The 16,709-nt window shown below is 71.9% G+C and carries 21 protein-coding genes and 1 pseudogene; 7 read left to right on the forward strand and 15 right to left on the reverse strand.

The features are described from left to right. Positions 1–9: 9 nt before the first annotated feature. The gene (locus FF096_RS05640) at positions 10–2,271 is read right to left on the reverse strand and encodes a diguanylate cyclase (RefSeq protein ID WP_155215257.1); all 2,262 of its coding nucleotides are present in this window, start codon (positions 2,269–2,271) and stop codon (positions 10–12) included. A 118-nt stretch (positions 2,272–2,389) separates the two neighbouring features. Between FF096_RS05640 and FF096_RS05645 the strand changes: the two genes are divergently transcribed. Both FF096_RS05645 and FF096_RS27215 read left to right on the forward strand, forming a co-directional pair. Continuing rightward, the gene (locus tag FF096_RS05645; RefSeq protein ID WP_375335291.1) at positions 2,390–3,019 is read left to right on the forward strand and encodes a 5-formyltetrahydrofolate cyclo-ligase; all 630 of its coding nucleotides are present in this window, start codon (positions 2,390–2,392) and stop codon (positions 3,017–3,019) included. Positions 3,020–3,080: 61 nt separating this feature from the next. After that, positions 3,081–3,221, forward strand: a pseudogene (locus FF096_RS27215) (FmdB family zinc ribbon protein); the annotation flags it as partial. 14 nt (positions 3,222–3,235) lie between these two features. Here FF096_RS27215 and FF096_RS27220 read toward each other — a convergent pair. Continuing rightward, entirely contained in the window at positions 3,236–3,445 is a 210-nt protein-coding gene (locus FF096_RS27220) for a hypothetical protein (RefSeq protein WP_309222773.1), read from the reverse strand. A gap of 72 nt (positions 3,446–3,517) precedes the next feature. Next, a complete protein-coding gene (locus FF096_RS26280) occupies positions 3,518–3,685 on the reverse strand; it encodes a hypothetical protein (protein ID WP_196222474.1) in 168 nt (55 codons plus the stop codon). A 128-nt stretch (positions 3,686–3,813) separates the two neighbouring features. Here FF096_RS26280 and FF096_RS05655 point away from each other — a divergent pair, with 128 nt between their 5' ends. Further along, positions 3,814–4,179, forward strand: coding sequence for a hypothetical protein (locus FF096_RS05655; RefSeq protein WP_309222745.1), 366 nt, complete (start codon positions 3,814–3,816; stop codon positions 4,177–4,179). A 21-nt stretch (positions 4,180–4,200) separates the two neighbouring features. On the opposite strand, the gene FF096_RS05660 is transcribed toward FF096_RS05655, so the two are convergent. Beyond that, a complete protein-coding gene (locus FF096_RS05660) occupies positions 4,201–4,686 on the reverse strand; it encodes a DUF2231 domain-containing protein (protein ID WP_155215420.1) in 486 nt (161 codons plus the stop codon). A 125-nt stretch (positions 4,687–4,811) separates the two neighbouring features. On the opposite strand from FF096_RS05660, the gene FF096_RS05665 reads away from it, so the two are divergent. Further along, positions 4,812–5,678, forward strand: a complete 867-nt coding sequence (locus tag FF096_RS05665; RefSeq protein WP_309222746.1) for an oxygenase MpaB family protein — start codon at positions 4,812–4,814, stop codon at positions 5,676–5,678. Positions 5,679–5,685: 7 nt separating this feature from the next. Here the strand turns inward: FF096_RS05665 and FF096_RS05670 are convergent, their stop codons facing one another. The 11 genes from FF096_RS05670 to FF096_RS05715 form a co-directional block, all read right to left on the reverse strand. Further along, on the reverse strand, positions 5,686–6,528 hold the full coding sequence (locus tag FF096_RS05670; RefSeq protein WP_155215422.1) for a PD-(D/E)XK nuclease family protein: 843 nt from the start codon (positions 6,526–6,528) through the stop codon (positions 5,686–5,688). A 136-nt stretch (positions 6,529–6,664) separates the two neighbouring features. After that, a complete protein-coding gene (locus FF096_RS05675; RefSeq protein WP_309222748.1) occupies positions 6,665–7,279 on the reverse strand; it encodes a MarC family protein in 615 nt (204 codons plus the stop codon). A gap of 40 nt (positions 7,280–7,319) precedes the next feature. Next, positions 7,320–8,180 (reverse strand): PHP domain-containing protein, encoded by an 861-nt coding sequence (locus tag FF096_RS05680; RefSeq protein ID WP_155215261.1) that lies wholly within the window; start codon positions 8,178–8,180, stop codon positions 7,320–7,322. A 24-nt stretch (positions 8,181–8,204) separates the two neighbouring features. After that, on the reverse strand, positions 8,205–9,416 hold the full coding sequence (locus FF096_RS05685) for a hypothetical protein (protein WP_155215262.1): 1,212 nt from the start codon (positions 9,414–9,416) through the stop codon (positions 8,205–8,207). 50 nt (positions 9,417–9,466) lie between these two features. Beyond that, positions 9,467–10,306 carry a SigE family RNA polymerase sigma factor gene (locus tag FF096_RS26530; RefSeq protein ID WP_309222749.1) on the reverse strand — a complete coding sequence of 280 codons (840 nt, stop codon included), beginning with the start codon at positions 10,304–10,306 and terminating at the stop codon, positions 9,467–9,469. Positions 10,307–10,406: 100 nt separating this feature from the next. After that, positions 10,407–11,273, reverse strand: a complete 867-nt coding sequence (locus FF096_RS05695) for a PH domain-containing protein (protein ID WP_155215263.1) — start codon at positions 11,271–11,273, stop codon at positions 10,407–10,409. 6 nt (positions 11,274–11,279) lie between these two features. Continuing rightward, positions 11,280–11,438 carry a hypothetical protein gene (locus FF096_RS26285; protein WP_007455302.1) on the reverse strand — a complete coding sequence of 53 codons (159 nt, stop codon included), beginning with the start codon at positions 11,436–11,438 and terminating at the stop codon, positions 11,280–11,282. Between the two features lie 116 nt (positions 11,439–11,554). Then, complete coding sequence (locus FF096_RS05700; RefSeq protein ID WP_375335292.1) at positions 11,555–12,304, reverse strand: DUF6758 family protein; 750 nt, start codon at positions 12,302–12,304, stop codon at positions 11,555–11,557. A 29-nt stretch (positions 12,305–12,333) separates the two neighbouring features. Continuing rightward, entirely contained in the window at positions 12,334–12,957 is a 624-nt protein-coding gene (locus FF096_RS05705; protein WP_309222751.1) for an RNA methyltransferase, read from the reverse strand. Positions 12,958–13,065: 108 nt separating this feature from the next. Beyond that, positions 13,066–13,533, reverse strand: a complete 468-nt coding sequence (locus tag FF096_RS05710; RefSeq protein ID WP_155215265.1) for a hypothetical protein — start codon at positions 13,531–13,533, stop codon at positions 13,066–13,068. Positions 13,534–13,666: 133 nt separating this feature from the next. Then, on the reverse strand, positions 13,667–14,182 hold the full coding sequence (locus FF096_RS05715) for a MaoC family dehydratase (RefSeq protein WP_093408321.1): 516 nt from the start codon (positions 14,180–14,182) through the stop codon (positions 13,667–13,669). Positions 14,183–14,796: 614 nt separating this feature from the next. Between FF096_RS05715 and trxA the strand changes: the two genes are divergently transcribed. From trxA to FF096_RS05730, 3 genes are all read left to right on the forward strand, one after another. Further along, complete coding sequence (gene trxA, locus FF096_RS05720) at positions 14,797–15,159, forward strand: thioredoxin (protein WP_155215266.1); 363 nt, start codon at positions 14,797–14,799, stop codon at positions 15,157–15,159. A 123-nt stretch (positions 15,160–15,282) separates the two neighbouring features. Continuing rightward, positions 15,283–15,723: a hypothetical protein gene (locus tag FF096_RS05725; protein WP_155215267.1), complete on the forward strand. Its 441-nt coding sequence runs from the start codon at positions 15,283–15,285 to the stop codon at positions 15,721–15,723. Further along, positions 15,720–16,649 carry an HTTM domain-containing protein gene (locus FF096_RS05730; protein ID WP_155215268.1) on the forward strand — a complete coding sequence of 310 codons (930 nt, stop codon included), beginning with the start codon at positions 15,720–15,722 and terminating at the stop codon, positions 16,647–16,649. Before FF096_RS05725 ends, FF096_RS05730 begins: the two co-directional genes overlap by 4 nt. The last annotated feature ends 60 nt before the right edge of the window (positions 16,650–16,709 follow it).

Below are 16,709 nucleotides of genomic sequence, written 5' to 3' on the forward strand. Positions count from 1 at the left end.
GTCGCGAGACTATCGGCCATCGGCATGTCTCGGCGGGTGAGGACCAGAAGACGCGCCGCCCGTCGGACCGGTTCTGCCGGTGCCGGTGGTACCCGCCACGGCAGTCGGGTCGCCGCTGTGCTGGACGGCGTCGGAGCCGGCCGGCAGGTCGCCGGTGTCCGGCGTGTCGGGACCGGCCGGTACGTCGAGGCCGGCCCGAGGCAGCCCGTCGGCGGGGCTATGGGCCACCACCGACACCGGCACCTCCCGGGTCGGTGACGACTCCCGAGGCATCGCCAACCGCCAGGTGTCCCGGGTCGCGGCTTTCGCGGCGTAGAGCGCCTCGTCGGCCGCCGCCAACACCTGCGGTCCGGTGTCGGCGTGGTCGGGAAAGACGGCGATGCCGATGGAGACGGTCACCTGGATCGGCTCCCGGGCACCGGCGTGCCCCACCACCGTCACCGGGGTGTCCCGCACGGCCGAGCCGAGCCGCTCGGCGACGGTGGCCGCGCCTCGGGCGTCGGTTTCCGGCAGCAGCACCACGAACTCCTCCCCGCCGCGACGGAAGGCCAGATCCACCTCCCGGATCTCGCCGCGTATCCGCCGGGCGAACTCGGCCAGCACGGTGTCCCCGGCCGCGTGCCCGTACGTGTCGTTGACCGTCTTGAAGCGGTCCAGGTCGAGGGCGAGGACGCTGACCATCCGGCCGAACCGGCTGGCCCGTTCCACCTCCCGGCGCAGCGACTCGCGGAGGTACCGGTAGTTCCACAGCCCGGTCAGCGGGTCGGTCAGCGACAGCCGCTGCGCTTCCTCGTGCACCCGCACGTTGTGCACGGCGACCGCCGCGTGCCGGGCGAAGGTGCGCAGGGTGGCCAGGTCGTCGTCGTCGAACTCCTCCCCGCCGAGGCGGTCGTAGAGGGCCAGCACGCCGAGCACCACCTCCGCCGGGCGGCCGGCCGCCGGGGTCGCGCCCGGCGCGTCGGCTCCGGCGACGTCGGGGGCGGCGAAGGGCACCGCGATGTACGTCCGGCAGGGTGGCTCGTCCGAGGAGGAGCCCGTCGGTTCCGCCCGGCCCCGGCGCGGCTGGCCGGTCGCCGCGACCGCGCCGACCACCCCACAGCCCAGCGGCACCCGCAGTGGCGCGGTGCCGGGCCACCGGTCGTCAAGCCCTTCGCTGCACCGGGCGACGAGCTGCTCACCCTGCTCGGTGAGGAGCACGGCCCCCGCCCGCGCCCCGGTCGCGGCGAGCGCGCTGTGCAGGATCAGCCGCAGGATCCGGGGCAGGTCGTGGGTGCTGGCCAGCGTGTCGCCGAGCACCGCGAGGTGGCCGCGCAACTGGTCCCGGCTGCTGGTCAACGCCGCCAGGTAGCCGCCGGTCTCGCGGGTCATCCGGTTGAAGGCGACAGCCAACCGACCGATCTCGTCGCCGCTGCGTACCGGTACCCGGACGGTGAGGTCGCCGGTGGCGACGCGATCGGCCGCGACGGCCAGTTCCACCAGTGGCCGGGTGGTCACCCGGGCCAGTCGCCAGGCCACGGCCACGCCCAACAGGGCGGCCAGCAGCACCACGCCGACCAGCACCGCGTGCAGGCCGGGTGGCTGGTCGCTGGGTACGGAGAGCACCAGCGGCAGCGGCTGCCCGGCAGCGGGGCCGGCTCGGCGCACGTACCGCCCGTCGATGGTGCCGGTGACGCGCTCGTCGCGCAGTGACGCGGCGGCAGCCAGCACCGCGTCCCGACCGTTGCCGGATTCGGTGGTGTGGGCCACCTGGACGGGCATCGCCCCGTCGAGCAGGGTCACCGCGACCCCGGTCACCGCGGCGAGTCGCGCGACGAAGGCGGGGTCGACCGGCTGAGCGGCGGCGACGGTACCCAGCGCCGAGCCGGCCGCGTCGCGCAACTGCACCCGCACCACCAGGGCGCTGACCGACGCGCCGGGTGGCTCCGGCGTCGCGCAGTCCCGCCAGGGCGGCGGGGGTGGGTTCGGGGTGGTGTAACTGACCCGACCGGTCGCGTCGGTGACGAGCACCGCGGTGGCCAGGCCCCGGCTGACCACCTGCGCGGCGGTTCCGGCGTGGTCGGCGGTGACGGCGACCGCGTCGGCGGCGGCCCGCAGTTGCTGGCAGAGCGCGTCGACCGAGGTACGCACGGCGGTGGCGGCCACCGCCAACCGCTCGGTGGCGCGGCTGCGGTCGACCGCCGCTACGGTGGAGGCGACGAAGACGGCACCGAGCAGGACCGGGCCGAACGCCACCGCCAGGAAGGCTGCGGTCAACCGCCCGCGTAGCGTCAACGCTTCCCCTTCCCCCCGGAAGTTGCGCGACCGTCGCTTGCGATGCTGACACAGAGCGACGGCTAGACAAACGTTGCGTGAGGAGTGTTGCGTGCCGGAATTTGCGGAAGGAGCGGAAGTGACGCATGACGCGAAGCAGACCGCTCGGATCAGGCTGCTCGCGAACCGCCGCGCCCGCACCGAGGCCGAGCGCGCCACCGCCGCAGCGCGGGTCCAGGCCGAGCTGTCCTCCCTGGTCCGCCGGCTGCGGCCGGGGCGGCTGGCCGCGTACGTCCCGGTCGGCGGGGAACCGGGTGGCCCGGACCTGCCGGCGGTGCTCGCCGCCGCGCTGCCCCCCGGTGCGGACCTACTGCTGCCGGTGCTCCGCGATGATCTCGACCTGGACTGGGCCGCGTGGGACGGGCCGCAGGCGATGGTCGCCGCCGGACGCGGCATCCGCGAGCCGGTCGGGCCCCGGCTGGGGGTGACCGCAGTGGCCACCGCCGAGCTGGTGGTGGTGCCGGCGCTGGCGGTGGACCGCCGGGGCATCCGCCTGGGACGCGGCGGCGGTTCGTACGATCGGGCCCTGGCACGGGTGACGGCGACCGCGCTCACGGTGGTGCCGCTGCACGACGGCGAGCTGCTGGAGGAGTTGCCCGCCGAGCCGCACGACCGGCCGGTGCGTGCGGTGGTCACCCCGGAGCACGGGCTGACGGCCATCTCGGGTGTCGTGCCACACACTTCCGCTGGACGAACCGGGGGGCGATGACGCACCATTGGCACTCGAATACGTCGAGTGCCAATCGGCCGTGTCAGATCCGGAGGAGAACGTGCCCACGTACCAGTACGCCTGCACCGCGTGCGGTCATCAGCTCGAGGCGGTGCAGTCCTTCTCTGACGAGCCGCTGACCGACTGCCCGGCGTGCGAGGGACGACTGCGCAAGCTGTTCAACTCGGTCGGCATCGTCTTCAAGGGCTCGGGCTTCTACCGCACCGACTCCCGCTCCTCCGGCTCGGACACCGTGGCCAGCGGTTCGAACGGCAAGTCGGAATCCTCGACCTCAAGCTCGACCGGGTCGAACTCGTCGTCGACCAGCTCCACCTCGTCCGCCTCCGCCTCGTCCGGTTCCGGCAGCGGGTCGTCCGGGGGCTCGTCGGGAGGGTCCTCCGGCGGCACGAGCAAGGCGTCGGCCACGGCCAGCTCCTCCTGACCTGATCGTCGCAGCGAGGTCGCTCTCCGACCGGCTCAGGATCGCTCGGCGGGTGCTCACTCCCAATGTGGCGGGCGCTCGCCGAGCAACCAGTCGTCGTTGCCGCCGGCCCGCTCACCCCAGCCGTGGTCGGTGTCGTCGGCGGTCTGCTCCGGCAGCACCACGAAGTCGTCGGTCAGCTCGACCGTGCGATCGTCATCCCTCGGGCCATGCGGTTCGCTCACGAGCGGCAAGACTAACGCAGCCGTCAGCCCTCGGAGTCCGAGCGACGTCCCGGGGCCGCACCTGACCATGACCGGTTCGGGCGCGGCCTGACAGCGTGGCGACGGGGTGGTTGGTAGCGTCGGACGGCGTGACGACCCCCCGACCCGGCCTGGACCCAGACGATCCGTGGCGGCGGCCCGAGTCCGCCAGCGGGTCGCCCGCCGACCCGTCGGTGCAGGGCACCCCGGCCGACGTCAGTCAGCCCACGTCCCCGGGTCGGTCCGCACCCGACGGCGGGTATACCGGCCCGCCACCCACCACCGCACCGCCACCGGGCTGGCGGCCCCCGGTGCACCTGCGACCGGCACCACCGCGCCAGTTACCGGCCCAGGACATGATCGACCTGGACGCGCAGGAACAACGGGCGCAGCGGGTCACCTGGACCGTCGGTGCGATCGCCGGTGCCGTCCTGGTGGTGCTGACCTGTCTGCTCTGCACCCGGCTGCTGTTCTGAACGGTCGACCCGGCGGTCGGTCTATTCGAAGGTGTTGCCCCACACCATCTCGGCACCGGAGTGCCCGGTGAGCCAGACGTAGACGAGGGCAGCCACGCCCAACCCCACCGCCGCGACGGAGAGCACCACGGGCACCCAGCCGGGCAGCTTCGGCACCCGGGAGTGACCGCTGTTGGCGACCAGCAACAGGATGACCACCAGGCCGAGCGCCAGCGTGATGCGGAACAGCATCTCGCCGTGCGCCGCATGATCGGTGATCTTGTCGAGAATCTCGCCGGAGAAGCCCCGCTCGATCTGCCGGGCCTCCAGCGCCTCACCGGACCTCGCCGCGACCCACGCGGTGATCGGGGTGACCACCGCCAGCGCCGCCACCGCCCAGTCCAGCCGGGCCCGGAACCGGGGCAGCACGATGTACGCGACAGCGAGCAGCACCAGCAGCGGCACGAGGACGACGACCGCGTGGACGACCAGCACGTGTAGGGGCAGGCCCAGCGCCTTCTCGAACATCGGCACCTCCGAAGGTGATCGTGAATGTCAGCGTACGGGCCAAAGTTTGATCGCCCAACGCCCTGCTGCTCCACACGCAGACCGCAGCGGGCCGGTTCACTGAGCCGGCGTGGCACCCTTGACGGGTGGATACCGTCGACGTCGGCCTGTTCGGTCCCGGTTCGGTCACCTGGAAGCTGCACCAGGAACCGATCCTGTTCGTCGCCGGGCTGCGGTCGCTCTACCTGCAGGCGTTGCACCCCCGGGCCATGGCCGGTGTGGCGCAGAACAGCAACTACCGTCAGGACGCCTGGGGGCGCCTGATCCGCACCGCCGAGTACGTGGGGACCACCGTCTACGGCACCACCGCCGAGGCGGAGCGGGCCGGAGAGCGGCTACGCCGATTGCACGCCCGGATGACCGCTGTCGATCCGGAGACCGGCACCCGATTCCGGATCGACGAGCCGGCCCTGCTTCGCTGGGTCCACGTCACCGAGGTGGAGTCGTTCCTCGACACGGCGCGGCGGGCCGGTGTACCGCTGGACGCCGACGAGATCGATCGCTACTACACCGAACAGCGGCGGACCGCCGCCCTCGTCGGGCTGGACCCGGAGACCGTTCCCGGCACCGCCGCCGAGGTCGCCGACTACTACCGGCGGATCCGACCCGAGTTGCGGATGACCCGGGAGGCCGCCGAGACCGCCCTGTTCCTGACCGCCCCGCCCCTGCCGTGGAAGCTCAGCCTGCCGGCGCGGATCGGGCTGAACCTCGGCCCGCCCCGGTGGGCGTACCTGGGCATCGCCGGCACCGCGCTCGCCCTGCTGCCGTCCTGGGCGCGGCGGCTCTACGGCGGGCTGGGTCTGCCCACCACCGCGCTGTCGGCCGACGTGACGGTACGTGCGTTGCGGCTCGCCCTCACCGCCCTGCCGCGCGACTGGCGGGAAGGCCCCATGCAGCGCGCTGCCAAGGAACGCGCGGCCCGGCTGACCTCGACCGCCGCCACCACCGGCTGACGGTCGGTCAGTCCCGCTCCGCGGACGGCTCGGCGAATCGTTCCACCGCGGCCCACGGATCCTTGCCCGGCAGCGCGGAACCGGCCGGGCAGTCGCGCCGATAGTCGCACCAGGAGCAGAGCGCGCCGGGGTTGGTCGGAAAGGCGTCGTCCGGATCGGCACCGTCGGCGACCGAACGTTCGGCGGCCATGATGTCGCGGGCGGTCTCCTCGGCGCGGGTCACCTGCCGCGCCAGCGACTCGGCGGTGTGCTCGTGCGCCGCCACGGTGCCGCTCGGCAGGTGGTGCAACTCGACCCGGCGGCACGGCCGCCGGAACACCCGCTCGGCCGCGTACGCGTACAGCGCCAGCGCCTGCGACCCGCGCGCGTCGTCGCTGTCGAGCCCGCTGCGGCCGGTCTTGTAGTCGACGATGATTAGCTCGGGCCCTTGCTGACCGGGCCGGGAGTCGATCCGGTCGGCGCGGCCGTTGAAGGCCAACACTCCGGTCTTCACCGCGACCACCCGTTCCACCCCGATCGGCTCGTCGGCCGGATCCAACCCGCCCACGTACGCCTCCAGCCAGCCGAGGGCCCGCCGGTAGGCCGCGCGCTCCTGCTCGTCGTCGCGGTAGCCCTCCCGCACCCAGGTGCCCTTGAGCAGGGCGGCCAGCGCCTCCGGGCGACGCCGGTCGGCGGGCAGCGCGAACCAGTTCTTCAACGCGGTGTGCACGCTGGCGCCGAGCGAGTTGTGCGCCCAGGGCGGGCCCTTCGGCGGTGCCGGACGGTCGACGTAGGAGTAGCGGTAGCGCCGGGGACAGTCGGCGTACGCACCGAGGCGACTCGGGGTGCAGACGAACAGGCGCTCCGGCATTCCTTCGAAGCCGAGCTGCTCGGGCTGCGCGTCGCGGGGCCGGGGCGGGCGGCCACCGGCGGCGGGTCGTCCGGCTGGGGAGGCTCGTCGCACGACCTGATCCTGCCATCCACCCCCGACAGACCAGACGAGCCGGTCAGCCGCCGCCGTTGTACTGCGTCACGAACGCCGCGATCGCGTCCGCGATGAGCTGTACGGCGATCGCCGCCAGCAGCAGACCGGCGATCCGGGTGAGCACCTCGATCCCACCCGGACGCAGGACCTTCACGATGCCTCCGGAGAACCGCAGCACGATCCAGACGGTGAGCATCACCGCGACGATCGCGGCGGCGATGGCGGAGAAGTCGGTCGGCCCGTCGGCCCGCTGGACGAAGAGCATCGTCGCCACGATCGCGCCGGGCCCGGCCAGCAACGGGGTACCCAGCGGCACCAGGGCGATGTTGGCGGTGGCCTGTTTGGTCGGGTCGTCGGTCTTGCCGGTGAGCAGTTCCAGCGCCACCAGGATCAGCAGCAGCCCACCGGCCGCCTGCAACGCCGGCAGGTCGACGTGCAGGTAGGCGAGCAGCGTCTGACCCGCCACCGCGAAGATCACGATGACCCCGAGCGCCAGCGCGACGGCCTGCCAGGCGGCTCGGTGCCGCTCCCGCGCCGACAACGGGCCGGTCAACGCCAGGAAGATCGGCATCATGCCGGGCGGGTCGACGATCACCAACAGGGTCACGAAGACCTCGCCGAACAGCTTGAGATCCACCCGGTCACCGTAGCCGCGGCCGTCGGCGTCGAGCGCCAGGTCAGCCCGAAGCGACCTCGGTCACCCCGGAGGAGGCGGCCACGATCCGCTCGTACGCCTCGACGCTGGTGGTGAAGGCACCCAGCCGTACCGTCTTGTGACTGCCGTGGAAGTCCGACGAGCCGGTCACCAGCAGGCCCAGCTCGGCGGCGAGGCCACGCACGTGGGCGCGTTCGGCGGGCGAATGGTCCTCGTGATCGGCCTCCAGGCCGACCAGGCCCGCTGCGGCCAGCTCGGCGATCAGCTCGTCCGGCACGGTCCGACCGCGACGGCTGGCCCGGGGGTGAGCGAACACCGCCACACCTCCGGCCGCCCGGATCAGCCGTACGGCCCGGAACACGTCGATGTCGTCCTTGGGTAGCCGGTACCGCTTCCCCAGCCAGTCCGGCCCGAACGCCTCGGTGGTGGTGGCGACCAGACCGGCCCGGATGAGCGCCTGGGCGATGTGCGGTCGGCCCACCGTCGCGTCGCCGGCCAGCGCCAGGATCTGGGTCCAGTCCACATCGATGCCGTCGGCACGCAGCAGGTCCACGATCCGTTCTCCCCGGGCCAGCCGCGAGGCCCGCAACCGGGTCAGCTCGGCGACCAGTTCCGGATGCTCCGGATCGAAGAGGTACGCCAGCATGTGCAGCGACACCGGAGGCTGCTCACCGTCCCAACGGCAGGAGAGTTCCGCGCCACGGACCAGCCGCAGCCCGGACGGCAGCGCACGCAGCGCGGGCTCCCAGCCGTCGGTGGTGTCGTGGTCGGTGATCGCGACGACGTCCAGCCCCGCTGCGGCGGCGGCGCGGACCAGCTCGGCCGGGTCGAGAGTGCCGTCGCTGGCCGTGGAGTGCGTGTGCAGGTCGATGCGGGTACTCATCGTCCGCTGCCACCCGGTGCCCGGTCAGCCACCGCTCACCACCACCGGCGACGCGCCGTCCGGGAGGCCGGGCAGGGCGGTCGGTGCGGCACGACGGCCCTCGGTCACCTGGTCGACGGCGACCCGCACCAGCCGACCGTCGGCGTCGGCGTAGTGGGCCGTGTCGGGCGTACTCCAGACCACGGTGCCGGTCATCGCCGGCCCGGCCGGTCGCACCCCGGAGGCGTCGAGCTTCGCCAGGTCCACCAGCAGCGCCGACTCCTCACCCGCCGACGGCCCGTTGACCAGCAACCAGCGCCCGTCCGGTGACACCGCGCCGGGGCCGTCGCCGGGCAGCTGCGGCCCGCATTCCGGCGTGGCGGGTGCGAGATCCCGGGCCGGGTCGAGCAGCGTCAGGCAAGTGCCGGTGCCGGTACCGGTGCCTGGGATGACCGTAGCGACCAACCGGCCGTCGGGCAGCGCACCGAAGATGTGGGTGCTGGCCCGGTCACCGCCCGGACCCAGGGTCCCGGGTCGCGGTGGCCACAGCACGTGCCCGGGACGGTCGGGCGCGAGCCTGACCAGCACGGCATCGCCGACGAACCGCACCGGCACCGCCTCGGCCGGTGCCTCGGCCCGCACGACGGTGTCCAGTTCGCCGTTGACGATCTTCGCTGCGGCCAGCACCGTGCCCTGTTTCCAGGCGACCTGTCGCCCCTGCGGGTCCAGCACGATCTCGTCGGCACCGGCCAGGAGCGCCTGCGCGGCACCGTCCCCGGCGACCGCCCACAGTGAGCGTCCGGCCAGGGTCGGCACGCCGACGGCCAGCCAACCACGGCCGTCGGTGAGTCGATGCGCCCGTTCCACCTCGCCGGTGCCGAGCAGCGGCACCCGGCGGCCCTGTGCGGTGGCGATCAACCCGTCGATCAGCAGGTCCACCTCGGCGATCGGAGTCGTGGTGGCCGGCTCGGGCGGCGGGATGGGCCGCTCGACGAGCAGTGGTTGGTCCGGGTCGCTGATCACCACCGTGCCGCCCGTCGGCGGTCGATCGTCGCGCAGTTGCAGGCCGACCGCGCTGACCGCCATGACCGTCGCCACGGCGAGACCCATGCCGGTCAACGTACGGCGACGTTGGATGCGGTTGGCACGTCGGATCGCCACCCCCGCCGGGTCAGCGGTCACCGGACGCGGCAGGTCCGCCCGCTGGGACAGCAGCTCCCTGAGGGCGTCCTCCAACTCCTTGGATGGCACGTCCATTGAACGATCCGGGGACCAGCTCTGGTTGTCATGAGCTGGGGGTTTCCGGTTCACCGCCGCTCTCCGACCAGCGCGCTGTCCGGCTGCGCCACCGATCCCGTCGCGTCGTCCCGCCCGCCGCTCTGGGCCGGGGTCGGCTCGCCGAGCCCGGAGGGCATGGCCGGGGTCGGCTCGCCGAGCCCAGAGGGCATGTCGCGGGCGGCCGTCACCTGGCCGGAGCCGGTCTCCCTGGGCGGGACGACCCCGCCGCTGGGCGTCCGGTCCGCCCGTTGCCGAGTCACCTTCCCGCGCCGAGCGCCTCCCTCCGGCTGCGGACGCCCGCCGCTGGACCGCTCCGGCCTTCCGGCAGGCGGCTGCTCGGGTGACTGCGCGCCGTCGGCGCGCAGGCCGAGGGCACCCTCCGAGCCGATGCGTCGACGCAGCGTGGCCAGCGCCCGGGAGGTCTGACTCTTCACGGTGCCGGGTGAGATCTCCAGCAGGGCGGCGGTCTGCGCCTCCGACATGTCCTCGTAGAAACGCAGCACCAGCACCGCACGCTGCCGGGCGGGCAGCGCCCGCAGGTGCCGCCAGAGCACGTCCCGGTCCAGCTGCTGGTCGATCTCGTCGACGGCGGCGTGTTCGGGCAGCACCTCGGTCGGACGTTCGCCGTGCCAGCGACGCCGCCACCAACTGGTCGAGGTGTTGACCATGACACGTCGGGCGTACGGCTCGATCGCCTCGATCCCGCCCAACCGCTTCCACGCCAGGTACGTCTTGGTCAGCGCGGTCTGGACAAGATCCTCCGCGGTGCCCCAGTCTCCGGTGAGCAGGTAAGCGGTGCGCAGCAGGGCGCCAGAGCGGGCCGCGACGAAGTCGCGGAACTCCTCCTCCAGCGGATCACTGCTGGCCACACACCACCTCCGTGCCTGTTCCCGCCGCAGCCTGCCACAGCGTGACCAGCGGGTCGAGGACGAAAGGTGCGCAATACCTCCGATGTTCGGTCAAAAACCGTCAGGCCCCGTCGTCGGCCTTGGCCTCGTCCTGTTCCTTGCCCAACCGGGCCTCGACCGCCTGCGGCTCGTACATCTCCTCGACGACGCGTAGATAGAGCTCGTTGGGGTTGGGCAGGTTCTTGACCTCGCGGAGCGCCTGCTCCTGGCCAGCGGACTCCAGCACGAAGGTGCCGTAGTTGAGCGCCCGCCCCGCCGGGGTCTGCTCGTACTTCATGTCGGTCACCCGGACCAGCGGCATCATGGCCACCCGGCGGGTGATGATGCCGTTGACCACCATGACCCGTTTGTTGGTCAGGATGAACCGGTCGTACCACCAGTCGGCGACCCGCCACGCCACCCAGCCCATCACCGCGAACCAGAGCAGCACCGCGATGGTGGTGAGTGCACCGACGTCCTGCCCGGCGAGGAAGCCGGAGAGGTAGCCGAGCACGAAGGTGGCGGCGACGCCGACGATGATCGGCGTGGCGAGGTGGATCCAGTGCCGCTTCCACTCGCCCCGATACCGCTCGGTCGGGAAGAGATATCTGGCGACCAGCGAGCTGGGTTCGTCCTCCAGCGGCAGCACCCGGCGAGGGGTGGCACCACTGGCGTCGGCACGCAGACCGGCCAGCTCCTCCTCGGAGATCTCCGGCGGCTGATAACCGGCCTCCGGATCGCGCACCCACGCCCGGCCCTCGCCGGCATACCCCGGGCCGTCGCCGTAGCCGGCGTCGTCGGAGAAGGCCGGACCGTCGGAGAGGCGGGCACCGGAGCCGTAGCCCGGTCCGTCGTCGGGGTCGATCCGGGGAATCGGCTCCGTGTCGTGTTCCCGGCGGGCCCAGTCAGGGTCGTCGGGATCGAAGGGTGGGCCGGAGGGGCTTCCCATCGGCGGCTAAGCGACCAGTGAGGTGAAGAAGTCGCCGAAGCCCTGGGCGATGTCCATGATGCCGCCACCCAGCGACTTGAACACATCCGCCGCGGAATTGGGCCGATAGGCGACGAAAAAGATCAAGAATGCGATTCCGGCCCAGGTGAGGACCTTCTTGACCATGGCGGGCCATCCTCTCGCGCGGCGCCGGGTCCCATAACCGCAGCGGCACCCAGAGTATCAGCGTGGTGTCTTACCGTGAATATCTGCGTCCGTTCTCCGACATTCCGGGAGACTTGTCAAGCCTTCCCGTGCAGGTACGGAGATGGGGCGCCGTACACGAGTTCGGGTGGCGTCCACTCGACCAGGTCGTGCAGTAGCACGTCCTCCGCGAGCAGATGCCCCGCACTCGCCGGCCAGGCTATCGCATAGAGCCACATTCCCAGAGCCTCGCCGGCGTACGCGCTTCGATCCGACAGTGAGTTCACCAACCACAGTGGAGTAGGGTGACCGGCCACTCTGATCCCGGCTCGTCCGACATGGCCGGGATGTCCCGGACCCGGATCGGCCAACGCCTCGGCCAGCTCCGGTCCAGCGTCCGGGCCGGACACTCCGGCGTATCGCGCGCCCAGGCCGACTCCGGGTTCCTCGGCCACGAAGATGAGATCCGCCGGTCCACCACCCAGCGGCGCGGGCCCGGCGCAGGCGACCGCCGTGGCCCGCACGCCGAGTCGATCGTCGCCCGCCCACGCCACGCCGGTCGCGGTCCAACCCGGAGGCAGCGGCCACGGGCACCACAGCGGAACCGTCGGCTGCGCCGGACGGGCGGCGGTCTGGATGAGATCGACCACGCTGGCCACGATCTCCGCCCCGATGCGCTCCGGCACGTGCAGCGGAGCGACCGGCCCGCAGTCGGGGCAGCGAGATTCGGCGTGCATCAGGTCCGGGGATCGGACCGACCCACCACATCTCGGACAACTCACCGCAACCGTCACCACTCCACCGTCACCCCGTGGCCGCCCCGCGTCAAGCCGAGCCGCCCCATTCACCCGCCCGGCCCCACCACCGGCAGGGTGGGTCAGGTGGGAGGCGGTCCGGCGTGGGCCCGGATCCAGGCGTGCATGGCGATTCCGCTCGCCACCCCCGCGTTGATCGAGCAGGTCGAGCCGTACTGGGCGATGGAGAAGATCTGGTCGCACGCGGCGTGGGCGGCCTCGGACAGCCCTGGCCCCTCCTGCCCGAACAGCAGGACGCACCGTCGTGGCAACGTCGCGGTCTCCAGGGGCCGACAGCCGGGCAGGTTGTCGATGCCGACCAGCGGCAGGTTGTCCTCCGCCGCCCAGGCGACCAACTGGTCGATCGTCTCGTGGTGGCGTACGTGCTGGTAGCGGTCGGTGACCATGGCACCGCGCCGGTTCCAGCGCCGCCGACCCACGATGTGCACCTCGGCCGCGAGGAACGCGTTGGCGTTGCGGACCACCGTGCCGATGTTGAGGTCGTGCTGCCAGTTCTCGATCGCCACGTGGAAGTCGTGCCGCCGCCGGTCCAGGTCGGCGACGATCGCCTCGCGCCGCCAATAGCGGTAGCGGTCGACCACGTTGCGCCGGTCCCCGGTGGCGAGCAGCTCCGGGTCGTAGCGGGGATCCGTCGGCGGTTCCCCGGGCCACGGCCCCACGCCGACTTCGAGCTGCTCACCGGTCACGGTCACGCAGGTTACGCCCCGCCGCCCGTACCGCCTCCGTGGCCCGCCACCGGTCCGGCCACGCCCGCTCGACCCCACGGGCGGCGTCCCGGCCGGGCCGACGAGCGGTCAGCGCAGCGCGAGCGCGCCGCCGAGCCGGTCGAGCAGGCGGCGGTCGGCGGGAGCCAGCGCACCGCCGGGCATGGTCGAGGAGGCGGTACGACAGACCCGGGCGGCCACCGACTGCACCCACTGCCGATAGGCCGCCGAGTCGGCGGGATCGGCGTGGCGATCGAGCACCCGGACGACGGCCCGGCAGGCGGCGAGCACGTCCACCAGGTCGGTGAGTTGGATCACGGTCGGGGCCGCGCCGTCGTGCCGGGCGTAGATCGCGGCCACCACCGCCCGGACCAGATCGCTGTCGAAGGCCCGCCCGGCCGCCACCGCGTCCAACCCGGCCAGGCCGGCCGCCACGCTCCGGTGCGGGCGTCCGGGGTCGGGCTGGGCAGCCGCCACGATCACCCGCCCGGGCAGGCTCGTGAGCAGGTCCCACTCCGTGGCGGAATAGGCGGTGGCGGTGGTGATTCGCTCGCTCATGGCGGGACCTCCGGCGCCAGCATATGCGCCCGGAACCGGGACCGAACCCCTCCGGTGGGAACCCGCCCCGGCGCGCCTCGCGCGACCGTACGGGCGGCGTTCGATCAGGCGAACCGGGCGCCGCCGGTACGGGTCAGCGGGGCTCGGGGAAGCTGGGCCGCTCGGGGTCGACGCCGTCCGGGACGGCTGCCGCCGCGTACTCCCGTTTGGGGACCATCACCTTGCGCCGGAAGACACACACCAGGGTGCCGTCCTGGTTGTAGCCGCGCGTCTCCACGGCGACCACGCCCCGATCCGGCTTGGAGGCGGACTCCCGCTTGTCCAGCACGGTCGTCTCGCCGTAGATCGTGTCGCCGTGGAAGGTGGGTGCGACGTGCCGCAGAGACTCGATCTCCAGGTTCGCGATGGCCTTGCCGCTGACGTCCGGCACCGACATCCCGAGCAGGAGCGAGTAGATGTAGTTGCCGACCACGACGTTGCGCTTGAACTGGCTCGCCGTCTCGGCGTAGTGCGCATCCATGTGCAGCGGATGGTGATTCATGGTCAGCAGGCAGAAGAGGTGGTCGTCGTACTCGGTGACCGTCTTGCCCGGCCAGTGCCGGTAGACCGCGCCGACCTCGAACTCCTCGTAGTAGCGGCCGAACTGCATCCTGGTCCCCTTCGACGGGAGGCGACGGAGTTCGGCACAGCATGCCTTATCGAAGGTTAAGGCGTGTCGCGGGGCGGGGCGGCGGCCGAAAAGTCACACCGCCGCAGGGCCGGCGGGTCGGCTGTTCAGCAGGTGGGCGAGCGATCGGGTGCGCTCCCGGCGTGGGTGAAACCGAGGCCGGACGCAATGAGCGGCGGGGCCCTCCCCGGCACCCGCCGCCCACGCTCTGATGCCTCAAGATTCTGCCGTACGCCCGTCCGGCAGCACAGAGACCGAGGTCACATTTACCTTTTTGTTACATCACTCTGGGTAAGCGATCATCGGCCCCTAAGCGATCTCCGCAGGTCGAATCCTCGCTAGTCAGTGCCGAAATTCTTGCGTAGTACCGGGTCAAGCCGTTGATCTCATTGGAAACGCTCCCATTACGGGCGGTTACGCAAATGCGACATGCATGTGCGACATGCGAACGCCTTGGGAGACCGACGACGGTCGATGCGGACAAACGCCCCACGGGGCACCGCGACCAGGGTTACGGTGGCAGCACGCCGGGAATGCGATGAGGTACGCCCGAGTTCCACCAGACATAGCTGTTCCGCGTGATCGGAGAGACTCACATGGCAACCGTCGAGCTGACCACGGCTAACTTCGACCAGGTGACCGAGGCCAACGGCATCGTGCTGGTGGACTTCTGGGCAGACTGGTGCGGCCCCTGCAAGCGGTTCGCTCCGGTCTACGAGCGATCGTCCGACAAGCACGCGGACATCACCTTCGGCAAGGTCGACACCGAGGCGCAGCAGGAACTCGCCGCCAAGTTCGACATCCGGTCCATCCCGACGATCATGGCCATCCGCGACGGGGTGATCGTCTTCGCTCAGCCCGGCGCGCTGCCGGAGTCGGCGCTGGAGAACCTCATCGAGCAGGTCCGGGCGCTCGACATGGACGACGTACGCAAGAAGCTCGCCGAGCACAAGCACTGACCCACATACGACGGCCGGCCCGATCGGGGCCCGGCCGTCGTGGTGTCGGGGCCGTCACAGCTAGGACACGGCCCGCCAGTCGGCACGTTCCGGCGAACTGCCGTGCCGTATCTTCAGCACGCGATGGATGCGTTGACGAGCCGTGGCCGCACGGTCCGGGTGGCGGTGACGGCCCTCGGCCTCGCAGTCCTGCTGGCCGGCACGGTCTGGGGCGCGGACGACCACTTCCCGTTCGGCCCGTTCCGGATGTACTCCACCTCCGATCCGGCCGACGCCGACGCCCCGGACACCCGGGTGGAAGGGGTCGACCGCAACGGCAACCTCGTCGACCTCGGCGAGCGGGCGACCGGCATCCGCCGGGCCGAGATCGAAGGCCAGCAGAGCCGGTACGTCGCCGACCCGAGCCGGTTACGCGAGGTCGCCGAGGCGTACGGCCGGCGGCATCCCGACGCACCGGAACTGACCGAGGTCCGGATCGTGATCCGGTGGCATGACATCACCGACCGTCGACCCACCGGCCGCTGGGTCGACGAAACCGTCGTCAGCTGGCAGGTCACCCGATGACCCGCTGGCTCACCGAGGCGGTGCCACGCGGTCGGGTCGCCGCGTTCCGCACGCTGGTCTACCTCTTCGTCGCCGCCGACCTGGTCGTCTTCACCCCCTGGGTACGCGACCGCGTCGACGTGCCCGGCAACCTCTACCAACCACTCTTCATCGGACGCGTCCTGCCGCTGCCCACCCCCACCTCGGCGTGGGTGAGCGTGATCTTCTGGGCCCTGCTGTCGCTGGCCCTGCTCGCCGCCACCGGACGGGCCCACCGACTGCTCGGCTGGACGGTCTTCGCGCTCTACTTCGAGTGGATGATCATCGCGATGAGCTACGGCAAGGTCGACCACGACCGGTTCGCCCTGCTCGTCGCGCTGGCCGTGCTACCCACCGCCGGCCGGGCAAGACACGGTGACCAGACCAGGACCGAAGCGGGCGGCTGGGCCCTGCGGGTCACCCAGATCTCGGTGATCTGCACCTACTTCCTCGCCGCCTGGGCGAAGTTCCGCTTCGGCGGCCTGGATTGGGCGACCGGCTCGGTACTCGCCAAGGCGATCATCCGGCGGGGCACCGACCTGGCCGACCTGATCGCGCAGGTCCCTCACCTGCTGCTCGTCGCCCAGTTCGGCATCCTCGCCTTCGAACTGCTCAGCCCAGTGGTCTTCGTACTGCCCGAGCGCTGGCGGCTCGCCACGGTCGCGTTCTTCTACTCGTTCCACCTGGTGACGATCGCGACCATCACCATCTCGTTCGCACCACACCTGGTCGCCATGACCAGCTTCCTGCCGCTGGAGAAGGTCCGCCCGGTGGTCGCCCTGCGACGCCTACTGGCCCGCAGGTCGGCGCGGAGCGACCTCGCCCCGGAGCCACCGGCGGGCGCCCGCACCCCGGCGGACACCCGGGACGGTGACGACACCCCGGCGCCGGACCCGGCACCGTCCTGACCGGAGGGGGCAGGCCGCCCGGTCGGCGGGCCGGTTCGCCCCGTACCGGGTGTCGCGGCG

The sequence above is a fragment of the Micromonospora sp. CP22 genome, assembly GCF_009712475.1.
Lineage (GTDB): Bacteria > Actinomycetota > Actinomycetes > Mycobacteriales > Micromonosporaceae > Micromonospora.